Source organism: Pseudomonas gingeri, from assembly GCF_013386115.1.
Taxonomy (GTDB): Bacteria; Pseudomonadota; Gammaproteobacteria; order Pseudomonadales; family Pseudomonadaceae; genus Aquipseudomonas; species Aquipseudomonas gingeri.
Window position 1 is genome coordinate 402,319 of the sequence record NZ_JACAOR010000014.1, and the last position, 16,334, is coordinate 418,652.

Annotated in this window: 14 protein-coding genes and 1 pseudogene; 6 read left to right on the forward strand and 9 right to left on the reverse strand. The window is 62.3% G+C overall.

Going from position 1 to position 16,334, the window contains the following annotated elements:
* Position 1 precedes the first annotated feature (1 nt).
* From HX881_RS28600 to HX881_RS28610, 3 genes are read right to left on the reverse strand one after another with little or no spacing between them, the layout of a single operon-like run.
* The gene (locus HX881_RS28600; RefSeq protein WP_177087870.1) at positions 2 to 1,303 is read right to left on the reverse strand and encodes an NAD(P)/FAD-dependent oxidoreductase; all 1,302 of its coding nucleotides are present in this window, start codon (positions 1,301 to 1,303) and stop codon (positions 2 to 4) included.
* On the reverse strand, positions 1,300 to 2,388 hold the full coding sequence (locus HX881_RS28605; RefSeq protein WP_103032540.1) for a polyamine ABC transporter substrate-binding protein: 1,089 nt from the start codon (positions 2,386 to 2,388) through the stop codon (positions 1,300 to 1,302). The genes HX881_RS28600 and HX881_RS28605 overlap by 4 nt, the downstream gene beginning before the upstream one ends.
* Before the next feature lie 47 nt (positions 2,389 to 2,435).
* The gene (locus tag HX881_RS28610; protein ID WP_017125226.1) at positions 2,436 to 3,794 is read right to left on the reverse strand and encodes a glutamine synthetase family protein; all 1,359 of its coding nucleotides are present in this window, start codon (positions 3,792 to 3,794) and stop codon (positions 2,436 to 2,438) included.
* Positions 3,795 to 3,966: 172 nt separating this feature from the next.
* On the opposite strand from HX881_RS28610, the gene HX881_RS28615 reads away from it, so the two are divergent.
* Entirely contained in the window at positions 3,967 to 4,878 is a 912-nt protein-coding gene (locus tag HX881_RS28615; RefSeq protein WP_177087872.1) for a helix-turn-helix domain-containing protein, read from the forward strand.
* Positions 4,879 to 4,885: 7 nt separating this feature from the next.
* On the opposite strand, the gene HX881_RS28620 is transcribed toward HX881_RS28615, so the two are convergent.
* A complete protein-coding gene (locus HX881_RS28620; protein ID WP_042934985.1) occupies positions 4,886 to 5,287 on the reverse strand; it encodes a hypothetical protein in 402 nt (133 codons plus the stop codon).
* Positions 5,288 to 5,322: 35 nt separating this feature from the next.
* On the reverse strand, positions 5,323 to 6,489 hold the full coding sequence (gene ampC / locus HX881_RS28625; RefSeq protein ID WP_177087874.1) for a class C beta-lactamase: 1,167 nt from the start codon (positions 6,487 to 6,489) through the stop codon (positions 5,323 to 5,325).
* Positions 6,490 to 6,738: 249 nt separating this feature from the next.
* On the opposite strand from ampC, the pseudogene HX881_RS28630 reads away from it, so the two are divergent.
* Positions 6,739 to 7,599, forward strand: a pseudogene (locus HX881_RS28630) (LysR family transcriptional regulator); the annotation flags it as partial.
* A 205-nt stretch (positions 7,600 to 7,804) separates the two neighbouring features.
* Here HX881_RS28630 and HX881_RS28635 read toward each other — a convergent pair.
* The 3 genes from HX881_RS28635 to HX881_RS28645 all read right to left on the reverse strand — a co-directional run bounded on the left by HX881_RS28635 (position 7,805) and on the right by HX881_RS28645 (position 11,220).
* Positions 7,805 to 8,563, reverse strand: a complete 759-nt coding sequence (locus HX881_RS28635; RefSeq protein WP_177087876.1) for an apolipoprotein A1/A4/E family protein — start codon at positions 8,561 to 8,563, stop codon at positions 7,805 to 7,807.
* Between the two features lie 128 nt (positions 8,564 to 8,691).
* The gene (locus HX881_RS28640) at positions 8,692 to 9,912 is read right to left on the reverse strand and encodes a diaminopropionate ammonia-lyase (protein WP_177087878.1); all 1,221 of its coding nucleotides are present in this window, start codon (positions 9,910 to 9,912) and stop codon (positions 8,692 to 8,694) included.
* A 45-nt stretch (positions 9,913 to 9,957) separates the two neighbouring features.
* Positions 9,958 to 11,220: a Zn-dependent hydrolase gene (locus HX881_RS28645; RefSeq protein ID WP_177087880.1), complete on the reverse strand. Its 1,263-nt coding sequence runs from the start codon at positions 11,218 to 11,220 to the stop codon at positions 9,958 to 9,960.
* Positions 11,221 to 11,363: 143 nt separating this feature from the next.
* On the opposite strand from HX881_RS28645, the gene HX881_RS28650 reads away from it, so the two are divergent.
* Positions 11,364 to 11,828, forward strand: a complete 465-nt coding sequence (locus tag HX881_RS28650; protein ID WP_177087882.1) for an Lrp/AsnC family transcriptional regulator — start codon at positions 11,364 to 11,366, stop codon at positions 11,826 to 11,828.
* A 3-nt stretch (positions 11,829 to 11,831) separates the two neighbouring features.
* On the opposite strand, the gene HX881_RS28655 is transcribed toward HX881_RS28650, so the two are convergent.
* Complete coding sequence (locus tag HX881_RS28655; protein WP_218171793.1) at positions 11,832 to 12,902, reverse strand: hypothetical protein; 1,071 nt, start codon at positions 12,900 to 12,902, stop codon at positions 11,832 to 11,834.
* A 345-nt stretch (positions 12,903 to 13,247) separates the two neighbouring features.
* Here HX881_RS28655 and HX881_RS28660 point away from each other — a divergent pair, with 345 nt between their 5' ends.
* The 3 genes from HX881_RS28660 to HX881_RS28670 all read left to right on the forward strand — a co-directional run bounded on the left by HX881_RS28660 (position 13,248) and on the right by HX881_RS28670 (position 16,327).
* Positions 13,248 to 13,778 (forward strand): DUF3087 domain-containing protein, encoded by a 531-nt coding sequence (locus tag HX881_RS28660; protein WP_017125235.1) that lies wholly within the window; start codon positions 13,248 to 13,250, stop codon positions 13,776 to 13,778.
* An 85-nt stretch (positions 13,779 to 13,863) separates the two neighbouring features.
* Entirely contained in the window at positions 13,864 to 14,883 is a 1,020-nt protein-coding gene (locus tag HX881_RS28665) for a hypothetical protein (protein ID WP_177087884.1), read from the forward strand.
* Positions 14,884 to 14,971: 88 nt separating this feature from the next.
* Complete coding sequence (locus HX881_RS28670) at positions 14,972 to 16,327, forward strand: MATE family efflux transporter (protein ID WP_177087886.1); 1,356 nt, start codon at positions 14,972 to 14,974, stop codon at positions 16,325 to 16,327.
* The last annotated feature ends 7 nt before the right edge of the window (positions 16,328 to 16,334 follow it).

Below are 16,334 nucleotides of genomic sequence, written 5' to 3' on the forward strand. Positions count from 1 at the left end.
CTCAGCCCACCACCTCCCGCAATCGATGCCATAACATTCCCAGCGCCAACAGCGGCGAGCGCAGGGCCTTGCCGCCGGGGAAGGTCATGTGCGGTACTGCACTGAAGATATCCATGCCCTGGCTCTGGCCGGCATGGATGGCTTCGGCCAGCAGGCGGGCGGTCCAGTGGGTCACGTTGACGCCGTGACCCGAATACCCCTGGGCATAGAACACATTCGGGTGCTGCTGCAAACGTCCGACCTGGGGGAAGCGGTTGGCGGTGATGCCGATCTTGCCGCCCCATTGGTAGTCGAGACGCACATCGGCCAGTTGCGGGAATACCTTGAGCATCTTCGGTCGCATATAGGCACCGATATCCGCCGGGTCCCGTCCGGAGTAGTGGCAGGCGCCGCCGAACAACAGGCGACGGTCGGCGGAAAGGCGGTAGTAATCCAGGCCGACCTTCTGGTCGCACAGCGCCAGGTTCTGCGGGATCAGTTCGGCGGCCATTGCCGGCGTCAGCTGTTCAGTGGCGATGATGTAGCTACCGGCTGGCAGGACCTTGCCGTTCAGCCGTGGCTCAAGGTCTTCCAGATGCGCGTTGCAGGCCAGTACCAGGCTGCCGGCACGTACCGAGCCGGCGGCGCAGCGGACCTGCACGGTATCGCCGTGAACCAGTTCGAGTACCGGACTCTGCTCGAAGATCCGCACCCCCAGCGACTCCGCCACCCGGGCTTCGCCGAGCACCAGGTTGAGCGGGTGCAGGTGGCCGGAGCCCATGTCGATCAGACCACCGGCATAGGCGCTGGATGCCACCACCTGGCGCATGTCCCGTGGCTCGACAATCCGCGTCTCATGGCCGTAGCCCAGTTCCGCCAGGTGTTCCTGCTCGGCACGGAACGCTGCGAACTGCGCCGGGGTATTGGCCAGTTCGCAGAAGCCCCAGCGCAGGTCGCAGTCGATGGCGTGCTGGCTGATCCGCTCGCCGACCACCGCCACCGACTCGATGCCGGCACGTTCCAGGTAACGCACGCCATCCTCGCCGACGTACCTGGCGAAGCCGCTGACATCATGACCGATGCCACGGATCAACTGGCCGCCATTGCGTCCGCTGGCGCCCCAGCCGATGCGTCGACCTTCGAGCAGGATGACCGAAAGTCCGCGCTGGGCCAGTTCGATCGCCGTGTTGACACCGGTGAAGCCGCCGCCGATCACGCAGACGTCGGCCGTCAGCTGCGACTCGAGCCGGGGTCGATCCGGCAGCGAGTGGGCGGACGCAGCGTAATAGGAACGGGCATGTTCCATCGTGCTGTCATGGATCATTTGTTGGTCTTCACTTTGCTCCAGGAGCGGGTCATCAGGCGCATGATTTCCGGTTTCGGGGTGGTCGAGATGTACAGCTTGTCGAGGACCTCCTGCGGTGGATAGACCTCGGGATTGTTCACCAGGTCGGCATCCATGTATTGCTGGGCGGCCGGGTTGGGGTTGGCATAGCCGACCGTGGCGCTGACCTTGGCGATCACCTGCGGATCCAGCAGGTAGTTGATGAAGGCGTGGGCTTCTTTCACGTTGGCGGCGTCGGCCGGGATCGCCAGCAGGTCGAACCACAGGTTGCTGCCTTCCTTGGGAATCGAGTAGGCGATATTGATGCCGTTCTTCGCTTCCTTGGCCCGGTTGGCGGCCTGGAACACGTCGCCGGAGTAACCGAAGGCAACGCAGATATCACCGTTGGCCAGGTCCGAGATGTACTTGGAGGAATGGAAGTAGGTGATGTAGGGACGCAGGGTCAGCAGCTTGGCCTCGGCTTTCTTGTAGTCCTCGGGATTGGAACTGCGCGGGTCCATGCCCATGTAGTTGAGGATTGCCGGGAACACTTCATCCGGCGAGTCCATGAACGACACGCCGCATTGGGTCAGCTTCTTCAGGTTCTCCGGCTCGAACAGCACCGCCCAGGAGTCGATATGGTCGATGCCCAGGACCTGCTTGACCTTTTCGACGTTGTAGCCGATGCCATTGGTGCCCCACAGGTAAGGCACCGAGTGCTCGTTGCCCGGATCGTTTTTCTCCAGCAGCTTGAGCAGTTTCGGATCGAGGTTCTTCCAGTTCGGCAGTTGCGAGCGGTCGAGCTTGAGGAAGGCACCGGCCTTTACCTGGCGGGCGAGGAAATGGTTGGAAGGCACCACCACGTCGTAGCCGGTGCGTCCGGCCAGCAACTTGCCTTCCAGGGTTTCGTTGGAGTCGAACACGTCGTAGATCACCTTGATTCCGCTCTTCGCCTGGAAGTCGGCGAGGGTGGTTTCACCGATGTAGTCGGTCCAGTTATAGACACTGACGGTCGGTTCGGCGTGGGCCGTGGCACTGAACAGCAATGCCAGGGCGACCGGAATCGCGGATTTCAATAGACGCATATCGACACCTCGTTGAGTGGTTTTTAACGTGGGTAAAGGGTTTGGGATCAGACGCTCAGCAACAGGAACTCACGTTCCCAGGAGCTGATCACGCGCTTGAAGTTCTCGTGTTCGGCGCGCTTGACCGCGACGTAGCCGCGCACGAACTGGGTGCCCAGGTAGCGGTCGATGGTCGGGCAATCCTCCATGTGGGCCAGGGCATCCTCGATGGTGATCGGCAAGCGCAGGTTGCGACGTTCATAGGCGCGGCCTTCCACGGGCGCGTTGGGCTCGATGCCTTCGATCATGCCCAGGTAGCCGCACAGCAGGCTGGCGGCGATGGCCAGGTACGGGTTGGCGTCGGCCCCCGGCAGGCGGTTTTCCACGCGCATGGCATCGGGACTGGAAGTGGGGACGCGCAGGCCGACGGTGCGGTTTTCCTCGCCCCATTCGACGTTGACCGGTGCCGAGGTGTCCGGCAGGAAGCGGCGGAACGAGTTGACGTTGGGCGCGAACATCGGCAGGACCTTGGGGATGTACTTCTGCAGGCCGCCGATGTGGTGCAGGAACAACTCGCTTTTGGAGCCGTCTTCATTGACGAAGATCGGCTTGCCGGTGGCGATGTCGACCACGCTCTGGTGCAGGTGCATGGCGCTGCCGGGTTCGTCGGCGATGGGCTTGGCCATGAAGGTCGCGGTGACGTTGTGCTTGAGCGCCGCTTCACGCAGGGTGCGCTTGAATACGGTGATCTGGTCGGCCAGGTCGAGGGCGTCGCCATGGCGGAAGTTGATTTCCATCTGCGCCGGGCCGTCTTCGTGGATCAGCGTGTCGAGGTCCAGGCCTTGCAGTTCGCACCAGTCGTAGACGTCTTCGAACAGCGGATCGAATTCGTTGGCGGCATCGATGGAGAACGACTGTCGGCCGCTCTCGGCACGACCCGAACGGCCCAGTGGCGGCTTGAGCGGCAGGTCCGGGTCTTCGCAGCGTTGGGTCAGGTAGAACTCCATCTCGGGGGCGACGATGGGCTGCCAGCCCTTGTCGGTGTAGAGCTGCAGGACTTTCTTCAGGACGTTGCGCGGCGACAGCTCGACCGGGTTGCCCTGTTTGTCGAAGGTGTCGTGGATGACGATGGCGGTCGGCTCGATGGCCCATGGCACCACGTAGATCGCCGAGGCGTCGGGGCGGCAGATCATGTCGATATCGGCGGGGTCGAGCAGGTCGTAATAGACATCGTCGTCGACGAAGTCCCCGGTTACCGTTTGCAGCAGCACACTTTCCGGCAGGCGCATGCCTCGTTCATGCAGGAACTTGTTGGTGGGCGCTATCTTGCCGCGAGCGATACCGGTCAGGTCGCTGACCACACACTCTACTTCGGTAATCTTGTGTTCTTTCAGCCAGGAAGACAGCTGATCGAAAGGGGCATTCATAAGGACCTCGTCGTTGGTTTTATCAACGCCAGGTGGGGCCTCCGGTTTGCCTGAAAACGGCGGGAGGCTTCCCCTGCAGCGCATTGACGACTATCTTGGGCGAGCTTTGTGGTTCCATCTATCCACTTTTTGAGCTCTAAGACGCACCAAAAAAGTGCGCGACGGTCAGCCCATGACAGAGTCAATTCCCTTGCGGGTCCAAGCGTTCAATACCGCCGACGTGGCCGAGCAGATCCGCGCGACGCCGGGTTGGGTCCAGCATTACCAGCAGATGTCGCCCGGGCATTTCGCCGGGCAGATCCGCTATCTGGACCTGCACGGCGTGGAGATCTACGAGGAGTGCATGAACACCCGCGTCGAGCAGAATTTCAGCGCGCCGACAGGCTCGCTGGCGTTCTGTTTCGATCGCAGTGACAACGCCTTGTATGTGCTCAATGGCGAAAGCCGCAATATCTGGATCACCCCGGAGAACTACCAGGAGATAGCGGTAGTGTTCGGGCCGGAGTTCGTCCAGCGCCATGGCCTGGATGTCGCGAGGCTGGAGGGCCTGTTCCTGGCGCCGCTCAACGCGCAGCAGAATGCGTTGTTCTGTCGTTGGCTGAGCGGGACGTTGACGCGCCTGGCACAGACCTTCGATCCGCCGAGCCGGGAGGTCCTGACCGGGCAACTGCTGGAGGACTGCCTGTATATCCTCGATAACGCCTGTGTGCGTCTGGATCACGGTTCGCTGCAGCGTCGGGCGGAGGAGCGGGGGATCATGAAGCGTATCGGCGAATGGGCGGCCGATGCCCCCGAGGAGACTCTCAACCTGCTGGAGCTTTCCCAGGTCGCCGGGGTTTCATTGCGCCAGTTGCAGCATGCCTTCAAGGCGTTCACCGGGATGACCCCTACCCACTGGCTGCGCCTGCGCCGCCTGAACAGCGCGCGCAATGAGTTGCTGCGCAGTCGCAACCTGGAGACCACGGTTGCCGAGGTGGCGATGCATTGGTCGTTTTGGCACCTTGGGCGGTTTTCCAGCAGCTATCGGGCGCTGTTCAAGGAGTTGCCGAGCGAGACCCTGAAGCGTCGGCAACTGATCCGCTAGGTGGGGATCAGAGACCGCCCAGCAAGTCATGGGCGTTGAGCAGTTCGTAGGCTATTTCCGGATGTTTTTCCAGGCCACGGCGAATCGCCGCGGGGATCGACTGGCGGGTCTTGCGACACATGCCGGGCAGTTCGTCGATATGAATGCCGATACCGCGCATGGTCCGTACTTCGTTGGGGCCCGGGGCGATGGTCACGCGAATCCCCAGTTGTTCGTACATCCGATGTTGCAGGCGTTCGAGGTCCGCCAGGCTCTTGAGGTCTTCGAGCCGGTCGAGCAGCACCTTCTCCTCCTGGCGGGTCAGGCGCAGGATTCGCAGGTCGGTGCCGGGCGTGTCCAGCAGGCGTTCCCGCTCGCAGATGCAGGCGCCGGGTGGACAGGGCTGGCGGATCGGAGGCATGGGGTTCATGGACTCCGATCATAGCTAACCGGGCCGGCTTTTGCTCATCGGCTTTGCAGCGCACTCAGCACTTCATAGGCGGCCTTGACCCGAAGCGGATTCGGGTAGTTCTTGTTGGCCAGCATCACGATGCCGATATCCTTGGCTGGTACATAGGCGACATAGGCGCCGAAGCCACTGGTCGAGCCGGTCTTGTTCACCCACCTGTCGGCGCGTGGTGCCTCTGGCGTCTTGAACCAGCTGGTTTTCTGCGGGTCAAGCATCGTGTTCGAGTTGCCTTCGGTCAGGGTATCCAGCTTGACCGGGTAGGGGTAGAGCTCCCAACCCAGGCCCTGGGTGGTGTTCCCGAACTGGTAGTAGCCGGTGTGGGTCAAGGCGATCGCCTGCTGCAACGGCGCCTCCAGCTGTTGCGGCTTCATGTTCACCTGGACGTAATGCAGCAGGTCGCTGGATGTGGTCTTGATGCCATAGGCTTCGGAGTCCATCGCACCAGGGCCGACCCTGGAAAGGGAGTCGTCTTTCTTGTAACCCTGGGCATAACGGTTCATCCGGTCCTTGGGGACCCTGACGTAGCTATCCTGGAGCCCCAGCTTGGGAAGCAGCGTCTTTTCCATCAGATCATCAAACGGCCGGCCCAGGCTTCTGGCTGCCACGTAGCCGAACAGGCCGAGGCTCGGATTCGAATACTGCCGTTGCTCGCCGGCGGGGTAAGTCGGTTTCCAGTTCTGGAAGTAGCCGAGCATCTTGTCCGAGCTGTCCGCCTCATCCGGGAATTGCAGCGGCAGGCCGCCGGGAGTGTAGGTACCCAGTTGCAGTACGCTGATCTTGTCGAAGGCACTGCCTCGCAGCTCGGGCAGGTAGTGGCTGGCGTTTTCCGAGAGCGACAGTTTGCCCTGGGCGACGGCGTAGCCGGCGAGGGTGGCGGTAAAGGTCTTGCTGACCGAGCCGATCTCGAACAGGGTGTTTTCCGTCACGGCCTGCTTGCCGGCTTTCGACGCCACGCCGTAGTTAAAGTAATGTGCCTGGCCATTGACGAGTACCGCCACGGCCATGCCGGGAATGCCCTGTTCCTGCATGAGGGGACGAACCGCTGCGTCCACGACAGCCTTGAGTTCGGCAGGTGTGGCAGCGGCGGCAAGACAGTTTCCGGAGCCGAGCAGACCCAGGAGGGTGGCGAGCAATGTGCTTCTGAAAGGAATTTTCTTTGGCATGATCTGGCTACTTTCCATGAATTTCATCTTGTTTTGTTACATTTTGCCGGGCAGGCTCAAGGGCGGTCCGTCTTCGCCCTCAAGTGCCTGATGGATTGACGAACACCGCATCGAGCGGTGACAGCGGCTGCCGAGCACGAGGCGACAAGGAGGCTGGTGTGCAATGCGAGGCTCAATCTATGCGATGACCCTATCATCGGCAAACGACGAATTTTCGGATTAGCCATTAGGAAAATTAGGAGATCAAGTGTGGTTCGACCTCACCTGCCGTTGAATGCTCTGCGTGCGTTCGAAGCGTCGGCACGCCATCTGAGCTTTACCCGGGCGGCTGTCGAGCTGTGCGTGACCCAGGCGGCGGTCAGTCATCAGGTCAAGAGCCTGGAAAGTCAGTTGAAGGTCACGTTGTTCAAGCGCCTGCCCCGTGGCCTGATGCTGACCGCCGAGGGCGAAAGCCTGCTGCCGGTGGTGCGCGACTCCTTCGATCGGATCGCGCAGGCCCTGGGTCGGTTCGAGGGAGGCCATTATCGCGAGGTGCTGACAGTGGGGGCGGTCGGGACCTTTGCGGTGGGCTGGCTGCTGCCGCGCCTGGCGGATTTCCAGGCTCGCCATCCGTTTATCGACCTGCGTCTGTCGACCAACAACAACCGGGTGGACGTAGCGGCCGAAGGGCTCGACTTCGCCATTCGTTTTGGCGCGGGGGCATGGCATGGCGTCGACGCCATGCGTCTGTTGGAGGCACCACTGTCGGTGTTGTGTATTCCGGAAATTGCCCGGCAACTCCACACCCCGGCGGACGTATTGAAACAGACGCTGCTGCGTTCCTACCGTACGGACGAGTGGCCGGAATGGTTCCAGGCCGCCGGATTGCCGGGTAACAGCCTGGTCACCAACAGCATCGTCTTCGATTCTTCGCTGGCGATGATGGAGGTGGCGCTCCAGGGCGCCGGAGTGGCCCTGGCACCGACCATGATGTTCTCCCGGCAACTGGACGCCGGTGATATCCGCCAACCCTTCGATATCGGCATCGTGACGGGTAGTTACTGGCTGACAAGGCTGCAGTCACGTCCGGAGACGTCGGCAATGGCTGCCTTTCGCAGTTGGCTCATCGAGCAACTTCAGGATTCAGGAGTGAATCAGGGCAATGGCAAACGACACCACGATTGCACAAGCGATGGCCAAATTCAGATTCATGAGTGAGCGTCCGGCAGGATAGGAGGTGGCCTATCCTGGAGGGGGCTGTTGAAAATAAAAAATTCTGTTTTGCGATTTGAATGATCAATCGAAATGATGATTCAACACGTCGGGTCAGGCTGGTTCAGGGAGCCAGCAACTCGAACGCCAGCTTGAACAGCGGAATGGCGACGCAGACGATGACCAGGCCAATCTGCCAGCGCATTACATTGATCTGTGACTGCATGCCCGACATCGACAATCGCAGCTCCGCTCCCTGTTCCTGCATCGATAGGCGCAGCTCGCTGCCTTGTTCCCTGATCTGTGAACGGAGCTCGGCATTCTGTTCAAACATCAGGGTTCGCAGCTCGTTACACTGTTCCTTGATCGAGCTGCGTAGCTCATTGCCCTGCTCCTTGATCGAGTTGCGTAACTCATTGCCTTGCTCGTTGATCAGGCCGCGTAGCTCGTTACACTGTTCCTTGATCGAGCTGCGTAACTCATTGCCCTGCTCGCTGATCAGACCACGCAGTTCGTTGCTCTGCTCCTTGATCGAGTTGCGTAACTCATTGCCCTGCTCGTTGATCAGGCCGCGCAGTTCGTTGCTCTGCTCCTTGATCGAGGCGCGTAACTCATTACCTTGCTCGCTGATCAGGTTACGTAGTTCATGACTCTGTTCCTTGATCGAGCTGCGTAGCTCGTTACCCAGTTCTTTGATCGAACCGCGCAACTCATCACCCTGTTCCTTGATTGACGTCCGCAGGCGCTCTTCGGTCTGTAGCAGATCTGGCTTTGACGTAAAGTCCTGCATATCGGCCTCCCAGGCATCTACCACAGCCTTGGCTTTGTCGGTCGGAGCGTTGGTGGCGACCAGCGCATCGTATAGGCTCAGGGATAGTCTCATCGTTGCTCCTGCAATAGACGATAGCGATTCTGGTGGAATAATCGACTCAAACTTGCAGGGTCTGATAGTCAGGCTTTTCTTCAGATTTTGTAGGTAAGTCCTTAGCCTTTTGCGCGCAGTTGATCGTTTTATGTAGCCTGGCGGGACGCCCAGTCCCGTTGCCGCCGGGCCACCGCCTGGGCGGTTTCTCCCACCAGCGCCTCGTAGACCGAGGGGGCAGTGGCACCCTCGGTGCTGATCAGCAAGACCCGTGAGTGCCTATCCAGACCCACCTCGTCCTTGAGTGCCGGGGATTTGAGTAGATGGATCAGTCCGGCCAGTCCGGCAACCGCCGACTCGCCCGCTATCAGCGGGCTGTCGCGTCGACTGCCACGGGCCAGGAGGCGCATTGCGTCGACCGCTTCATCGTCTTCGATCGCCAGGAAGTGATCGATGCCCGGACGCAGGAATTTCCACGCCAGGGGAGAGGTTTCGCCACAGGCCAGCCCGGCCATTATCGAGTCCACCGAACCCTGGGTCCGGCTGGCACGACCACTGATGGCACTCTGTAGGAGGCAGTCGGCCTGCCGCGGTTCTACCACGATCATCCGTGGCCGGGCCTGCCCGTGGTGTTCCCAGAAGTAGCTGGCGATCCCGGCGGCCAGGCCGCCGACGCCGCCTTGCAACAGCAGATGAGTAAAGGCGGGTTGTCCATGGTGCTGTTCGAGCACTTCGGCGGCAATGGTGCCGTAGCCTTGCATCACGTCGCGGGGGATATCCTCGTACCCCTCATAGGAGGTGTCGGAAACCACCCACCAGCCATTGGCGGTTGCCAGTCGCGCAGCCTCTTCGACGGAGGCGTCATAGTGGCCGCTGATGCGTACGATCCGCGCGCCATAGGCGGCGATGGCGGCTTCCCGTTCGTGGCTGACATTCGCATGCAGGACGATAACGCAACGGCAGCCGATGCTTTGCGCCGCCGCCGCCAGCGCACGCCCGTGATTGCCATCGGTGGCGCTGATGACCGTGAAGTCGGCCAGTGTGTCGCGATAGTCGCCGTTGAGCAGGCGCGCCACGTCGAAATGTCGTTGCGCAAACTGCCGAAGCAACAGGTGCAACAGGGCGACCGGGGCACCCAGGGCCTTGAAACTGCCGAGTTCGGAGCGTGCCGATTCATCCTTCACGCACAGTTGGTCGATGCCCAGGCTGGCTGCCAGGTCCGGTAGTTCGAACAGCGGCGTCGGGCCCGGGTTCAGCCGGCTCCAGCCGGCCAGCCAGGCACGACTCTGGTTGGCTTGCTCAATGTTGAGAATGGCCTTCAGTTCATCGGGGTAGTCCTGGCGGCAGGCATTTTCATTGGTGATCAGCATGGAGTACTCCAAGGGACGGGAAGCGGGCGTGGGACTCGCGGGCGATCAGCGGCAAGTGGCGAGGCGGCGGGTCACAACGTCGAGCAACACCTCGGCACCCTTGAGCAGTTGCCCGTCGTCGGTGTGTTCCCGTGGGTTGTGGCTGATGCCGCCTTGGCTTGGCACGAAGATCATCGCCGCCGGGGCGATACGGGCGATCATCTGGGCGTCATGTCCGGCCCCGGAAGTCATGCGCCGTGACGAGAATCCCAGGCGTCGGGCCGAGGCCTCGATTTCGTCCGCCAGTCCGGTATCGAAGACCACCGGCTGGAAGCGCACCAGTTGTTCGCACTGGATATTTACGCCTTCCTGCTCGGAGACTTGCCCGATGATCGCGTTGAGGCGTTGCTCGGCCGCTTGCAGGCGGGCCTCGTCCGGATCGCGCAGATCGACGGTGAATGTCGCCTTGCGCGGGATCACGTTGATCACATCCGGTTCGAAACGCATGCAGCCGACAGTCGCCAGGGTAGTGCCGGCCGAAGCCAGGGCGATCTCGCGCAATTGACTGACCAGGGTGCTGGCGGCCCAGCCGGCATCATGGCGCAGGTTGATCGGGGTGGTGCCGGCATGATTGGCGTTGCCCTGTACCGTGACCCGCTGCCAGGAGATGCCCTGCAGGTTCTCGACCACGCCAATCAGGGTGTTTTCCGCTTCCAGGATCGGTCCCTGTTCGATGTGCAACTCCAGGTATTCATGGGGCACGATGCTGCCCGGCTGCAACTCGCCGGCATAGCCGATACGCGCCAGCTCATCGCCGAGGCGCGTGCCGTCGGTGTCCCGGGTCGACAGTGCCACCTCGAGCGTCAGGCCACCGGCGTGCACCAGCGAACCCATCATGTCCGGCTGGTAGCGCACGCCTTCTTCATTGCTGAACGCGGCAATCACCAACGGGCGGGCGGGATGCTCGTCAGCCTCGCGAAAGGCGCGGGCCACCGCCAGGCCGGCGAGCACGCCGTAGCAGCCATCCAGCGCGCCGGCGTTGGTCACGGTGTCGATATGGGAGCCGATCATCAGCGGCGCCTGCGCGGTGCCATGCCGAGGATTCAAGGTGCCGAAGATATTGCCGATGCGGTCGATCCGTATCTCGAGTGCCAATTCGTTCATCCACTCGACCAGTTGATCGCGCCCGGCTTTTTCCGCGTCGGTGAAGGCGATGCGTGTGCGTCCTCCTGCCTCATGGTCGCGGCCGATCTCGCCAAGCACCCGGATCTGTCGCAGGAGTTCGTCGCTGTTCAGGTGCAGGGCGGTGTGGGGGACGGGATCGGTCATCGGCGACTCTCTTGTCTGGAGGTTCTGGGGGTGAATGAAATAATATCCCGCGTGACGCTGATTCTTTCCTTGAAATTCAGGCCATGGCTGATGTTTTCTTGCATCATCGAACAGGTCTGATCAATTTTATTGCGAGGTGCTCCTTGAGCCTGGACGAGTTCGACCGCCGATTGATCGCCGCGGTCCAGGAGAATGCCGGGCTGTCCCAGAGCGAGTTGGGCGAGCGGGTCAACCTGTCGCCCGCCGCCGTCAATCGCCGGCTCAAGCGCCTGGGCCAGATCGGTGCGATCCGCAAGACCGTCGCCGTGGTCGATCCCGTCGTGCTCGGTTATCCGTTGACGATCATTGCCGAGGTCGAGGTGGAAAGTGAGCGCCTGGACCTGCTGGATGCGATGAAGCGCAGCTTTGCCGACTGCCCCCAGGTCCAGCAGTGCTACTACACGGCCGGAGAGTGGGATTTCGTCCTGATCCTGGCGGTGCGGAGCATGGAGCACTACACCGAGCTTACCCGGCGGCTGTTCTTCGAGAACAACAACGTCAAGCGCTTCAAGACGCTGGTCTCCATGAGCAGCGTCAAGGCCGGCCTGCAGGTGCCGGTCGACGAGTAGCCGTCAGGCGAACAGCCGAACGCCGCACATGCCGCAAAGAATCGCCGCGGCCAGCAACGCGCTGACTGCGGCACCACACCACCATGCGCGATTGGCGAAAGATGGCCTGGCACCATGGGCCAGCATCACCCCGCGCAGACCGCTGGCCAGGTGGGTCAGTACAAAAAACACGCCCAGCGCATAGTGGGGCACCAGGCGGATATTCCACGGGTCGTGAATCAGTCCGGTCGGTGCGCCCGTGGCGAAGGCCCAGTCGGTGGGGATACCGAGAAAGGTCCTGGCGAAAATGAAGACCGAGTTCATGTGCCCGAGGATGAACACTGCCAGAAACAAACCCGAGGCCACCTGGAACATGCGATAGCGATCGACGCCCTGGTGGCTCCAGGTCCATGCCAGGTGCAGGCCGCTGCCGATCTGGAAGAGCATGACCAGGACCAGCAGCGGTTCTATCACGGGGGCCCGATAGACGTGGCGGCCGATCTCCATCACCGTCGCGTGAGACTCGGGGCTGACCAGTCCGAAGAGGTGGTTGAACAGATGAAACAGCACATACAGGGTCGCCAGAGAACCGGCGATACCATGGGCGACACGCAGCTTTGCGCTGGCGGGTGCGCGTACCGGTTCGTCGGCATTCCGGCTATTGTTCAGCCATGCCCCGAGCAATAGCCAGATCGGCGTCCAGAGCCATTTATCCGGCAGCGTGCTGCCCGCCATGTAGGTGAGCACGCCAAAAAATACATAGATCGTCGGCGCCGCCATCGCCAGCATCGCAAATCGCCTGGCCCGGCGCTGAATCGTCGAGGAGAGTGCCGGATGCGGGGATTGCCCGGCCAGCAGCAGGTTGCCCAGGGGGACCAGGAAAGCGACGAGCAGCCAGAGGGCAGCCAGACGGCTTGCGCCGCCCGACAGCGCCTGGTTGTCGCTGCCTGCCGATACCGTTCGATGAAAGGCGTCGAGTATCCACGGATAGAGCGCGGCACTCAGGGCCGGCACCCAGACGATCAGTCGTCTGGCCCGGGTGTCTTGCCTGTCCCGGTGGGCGTGGAGCGTCTCTGAGGCAATATTGTCGGGCATGGGTTGGATCATCCATCGGCAAATAAGGTCCGGCCGGGCACGAAGCCACGGGAAAACGTCCCGGGCGGGCATGGCAGGAGTGGAACGTCGGGTGGTGCGTGAGGTACGCTGGGGCTGCTGCACCAGCGTTTGCACCGTGGCAGATCATGCAGGCAAGAGTGAGGCGTGTAAGCGGCCAATCCGTGGATAAACGAGGAGACCAATAGGCGTGCGAAGCGTCTGGCCCGGGACGATAACGGGCATGGTCCTTGTTTCGCGGAACACTTTTCATTGACCTGGATGCCCTCGCGTCGCTCATCAGGCCCGATAATGCCGGGCTTCCCTCACTCCAGGCGTTCCCTCTCCATGTTTGAAATCAAGCCGTTCAATCCCGAGACCTATCGGCAGCAGACCCGTCGCAGCACCCTGATCATCGCGGTGCTCTTCGTCGTGCTGGCGATGCTGCTGTCCGGGCTGGCGGTCATGCTCTTCGGCACGCCCGGTGGCGACAACTTCCGCTTCAACGCCGGCGGCGTGTTCGCAGCGGTCCTGCTGATGGCGGCGCTGATGCGCCAGGTATTCTGGTCGCAGCCGTGGATGGCCGCGGCAGTCTATGGCTGGCAGCTCAAGCGCAGCCTGATGCGGATCACCAACGTCATGCACCAGGTGACCGTGCAGGTGCAAACCAATGATCCGGTGGCGATGAAGCTGCTGCGTTTCTATCACCTGGGGCTGACCCAGATGCATCAGCTGGACGGCAACTCCAGCAGCCTCAGCCAGATGGTCCATGAGATCGACCAGCACAAGGCAGCCATGGAGGCGCTCGGGCTCGACCCCGAGCAACCACGGCTGGATCCGCAATGGCTGGAAGCCGTCAGGAAAACCGCCACGCGCTAGGGTGCCAGGCGTTCGCGACCTATACTCAAGGCATTCGAAGGCGTGCGGCCGATTGTGACCGCGCCTGTTTCAGGGAGTGGCGAGCGTGAGCCGGCGTGGGTGGATCTTCGCCTTGATCGCGGTGCTGGCCGGATGCATCGGCCATGAGCGCGCCCGAGAGAATCCGGTAGCCGTCAATGTCAGCCCGCAGACCTGGCTGCAGGTCGACGTCGATCTGGTGCTCGCCTCGCAGGAGGCCACCCGTCAGGCCGAAGAGTATGCGCGCGGCGCCATGGACCATTGGCGAACGCGGGTCTACCAGCAGACCGACGAAAAATTCCTGCCCTGGTACAACAGCTACTGGACCCAGGAGTGGCTGTCGGTCAAGGTCGGCTGGTACAAGCTCAACGAGCGCGGCGAAGCTGATCCGTCGGCCAGGCGCCTGGCAGTCTACCTGCAGGATCAGTATCAACGGCGCGTGCTGGCGCCGGTCGCGGTGGAGATCGATCCGGAGGCGATCCTCGAGCAGTCGACGCAATTCTATGTGGAACTGATGGGGCGTCAGGCCGGGGCCATTGCACAACGTCATGGCGTGCCGTCGGAGCAACTTGACCGTCACCTCCAGGCCATTCCAGCCATCACGCTGGGGCCGCCCCCGGCGCGCAATGCCTCCCTCTATCAGCTGTTGCAGGCACAACCCCTGAATACATTGCCGGCCTATGCGGCATTGGCCGATAGGGTTCGCACCGCCGCCGGAGCACCGTCGGACGAGCCGGGTGTCGGCATCTCCGCGGTGGCCAGGCAGACCCGCGAAGACCTTGAGGCCCAGTTCGCCGGTCGGGGCGTGGCCGGTGCCGTCGCGGCGGCGGTAGGGCGGGTGGCCGGGGCGATGATTTCCGTTGGCGTGGCCGGTATCCGTGCGATGAGCCACGAGAGCGATCGACCCAATACCGATGCGCAGATTCGCAAAAACCTGGGAGCGGCCTTCGACCAGGCCTGGCTCAAATCGCTGAACAGCCCCGGTACGGGGGTGATGGCGGGCGTCTATTATCTATCGGGGCAGATCGAGGGGGCCCTGGCGATCACCGCCAGGGAACCGATATCCCGAGAGATATCCGGCCCCTGAACATGTGACGCAAACTCATCCCGAAGGCTTCTATTAAGGTAGAGTCGGCGCCTACGTCGATGCACATCATCAGGGATTCGAGTCTTTCATGCAGCCACGCCCGCAACGCCCTCTCTGGCAGGTCTACCTGGTTTTTCTCGCACCTATGGTGCTGTCCAACTTCCTGCAATCGTTCTCCGGCACGCTCAACAGTATCTATATCGGGCAGATGCTCGGCACCCAGGCCCTGGCGGCGGTGTCCGGCATGTTCCCGGTGGTGTTCTTTTTCATCGCCCTGATCATCGGCCTGGGGGCAGGCGCCTCGGTGCTGATCGGGCAGGCCTGGGGGGCGCGCGAGCCGGAGGCCGTCAAGGCCGTGGTCGGCACGACCCTGGCCCTCGGCGCGCTGATCGGGCTGGTGGCGGCGGTGCTCGGGAGCATCTTCGCCCGGCCTGCCTTGCAGGGGCTGGGCACACCCGCCGACGTGCTGGACGATGCCGTCCGTTATGCGCAGGTGATGATGCTGATCATGCCGCTGCTGCTGCTCTTCGTGCTGTTCACGCAGTTGCTGCGTGGAATCAGTGACACGGTATCGCCGCTGCTGGCGTTGCTGGTGTCCACCGGTGTCGGCCTGTTGCTGACCCCGGCCTTGATTCGCGGCTGGCTCGGGCTGCCGCAGATGGGCATCCAGAGCGCGGCATTGGCCGGTCTGGCGGGGACGGCCTGCGCCATGCTGTTCCTGGCCCTGCGCCTGCGCCACAAGAACAGCGTCATGGCGCCGGACCGCGCCCTGCTGGCGGCAATGCGCCTGGACCGGGCGATCCTCGGCAAGGTCCTGCGTATCGGCCTGCCGACCGGCTTGCAGATGATCGTGCTGTCGTTGTCCGAGCTGGTGATCCTGTCCCTGGTCAACCAGCACGGTTCCCAGGCCACGGCGGCCTATGGCGCGGTCACGCAGATCGTCAACTACGTGCAGTTCCCGGCGCTGTCGATCGCCATCACCGCCTCGATTCTCGGGGCCCAGGCCATCGGTGCGGGGCGTCAGGAACGGATCGGCCCGATCCTGCGCACCGGCCTGCTGATCAACACCTGCCTGACCGGTGGCCTGATCGTCCTCGGCTACGGGCTTTCCCACTGGTTGCTGGGACTGTTCATCACCGACCCGGCCACCCAGGCGACTGCCGAGCACCTGCTGCATATCATGCTCTGGAGCCTGCTGGTGTTCGGCTTCCAGGCCGTGATCGGCGGCATCATGCGCGCCAGCGGCACGGTGATGGTGCCGGTGCTGATCATCATCTTCTGCATCGTCGGGATCGAGTTGCCGGTGGCCTACCTGCTCGATGCCCGCCTGGGCCTCGAAGGCGTGTGGATGGCATTCCCGGCGGCCTATATCGGCATGCTCGTACTGCAGAGCGCCTACTACCGCCTGGTATGGCGACACAAGCGGATCGAGCGCCTGATCTGAGCGCGGA

What these genes read in the sequence shown, in the direction of transcription:
- HX881_RS28600 (WP_177087870.1), bottom strand. Translation starts at nt 1,303, where the DNA reads ATGATCCATGACAGCACGATGGAACATGCCCGTTCCTATTACGCTGCG.
- HX881_RS28605 (WP_103032540.1), bottom strand. Translation starts at nt 2,388, where the DNA reads ATGCGTCTATTGAAATCCGCGATTCCGGTCGCCCTGGCATTGCTGTTC.
- HX881_RS28610 (WP_017125226.1), bottom strand. Translation starts at nt 3,794, where the DNA reads ATGAATGCCCCTTTCGATCAGCTGTCTTCCTGGCTGAAAGAACACAAG.
- HX881_RS28615 (WP_177087872.1), top strand. Translation starts at nt 3,967, where the DNA reads ATGACAGAGTCAATTCCCTTGCGGGTCCAAGCGTTCAATACCGCCGAC.
- HX881_RS28620 (WP_042934985.1), bottom strand. Translation starts at nt 5,287, where the DNA reads ATGAACCCCATGCCTCCGATCCGCCAGCCCTGTCCACCCGGCGCCTGC.
- ampC (WP_177087874.1), bottom strand. Translation starts at nt 6,489, where the DNA reads ATGCCAAAGAAAATTCCTTTCAGAAGCACATTGCTCGCCACCCTCCTG.
- HX881_RS28635 (WP_177087876.1), bottom strand. Translation starts at nt 8,563, where the DNA reads ATGAGACTATCCCTGAGCCTATACGATGCGCTGGTCGCCACCAACGCT.
- HX881_RS28640 (WP_177087878.1), bottom strand. Translation starts at nt 9,912, where the DNA reads ATGCTGATCACCAATGAAAATGCCTGCCGCCAGGACTACCCCGATGAA.
- HX881_RS28645 (WP_177087880.1), bottom strand. Translation starts at nt 11,220, where the DNA reads ATGACCGATCCCGTCCCCCACACCGCCCTGCACCTGAACAGCGACGAA.
- HX881_RS28655 (WP_218171793.1), bottom strand. Translation starts at nt 12,902, where the DNA reads ATGCCCGACAATATTGCCTCAGAGACGCTCCACGCCCACCGGGACAGG.
- HX881_RS28660 (WP_017125235.1), top strand. Translation starts at nt 13,248, where the DNA reads ATGTTTGAAATCAAGCCGTTCAATCCCGAGACCTATCGGCAGCAGACC.
- HX881_RS28670 (WP_177087886.1), top strand. Translation starts at nt 14,972, where the DNA reads ATGCAGCCACGCCCGCAACGCCCTCTCTGGCAGGTCTACCTGGTTTTT.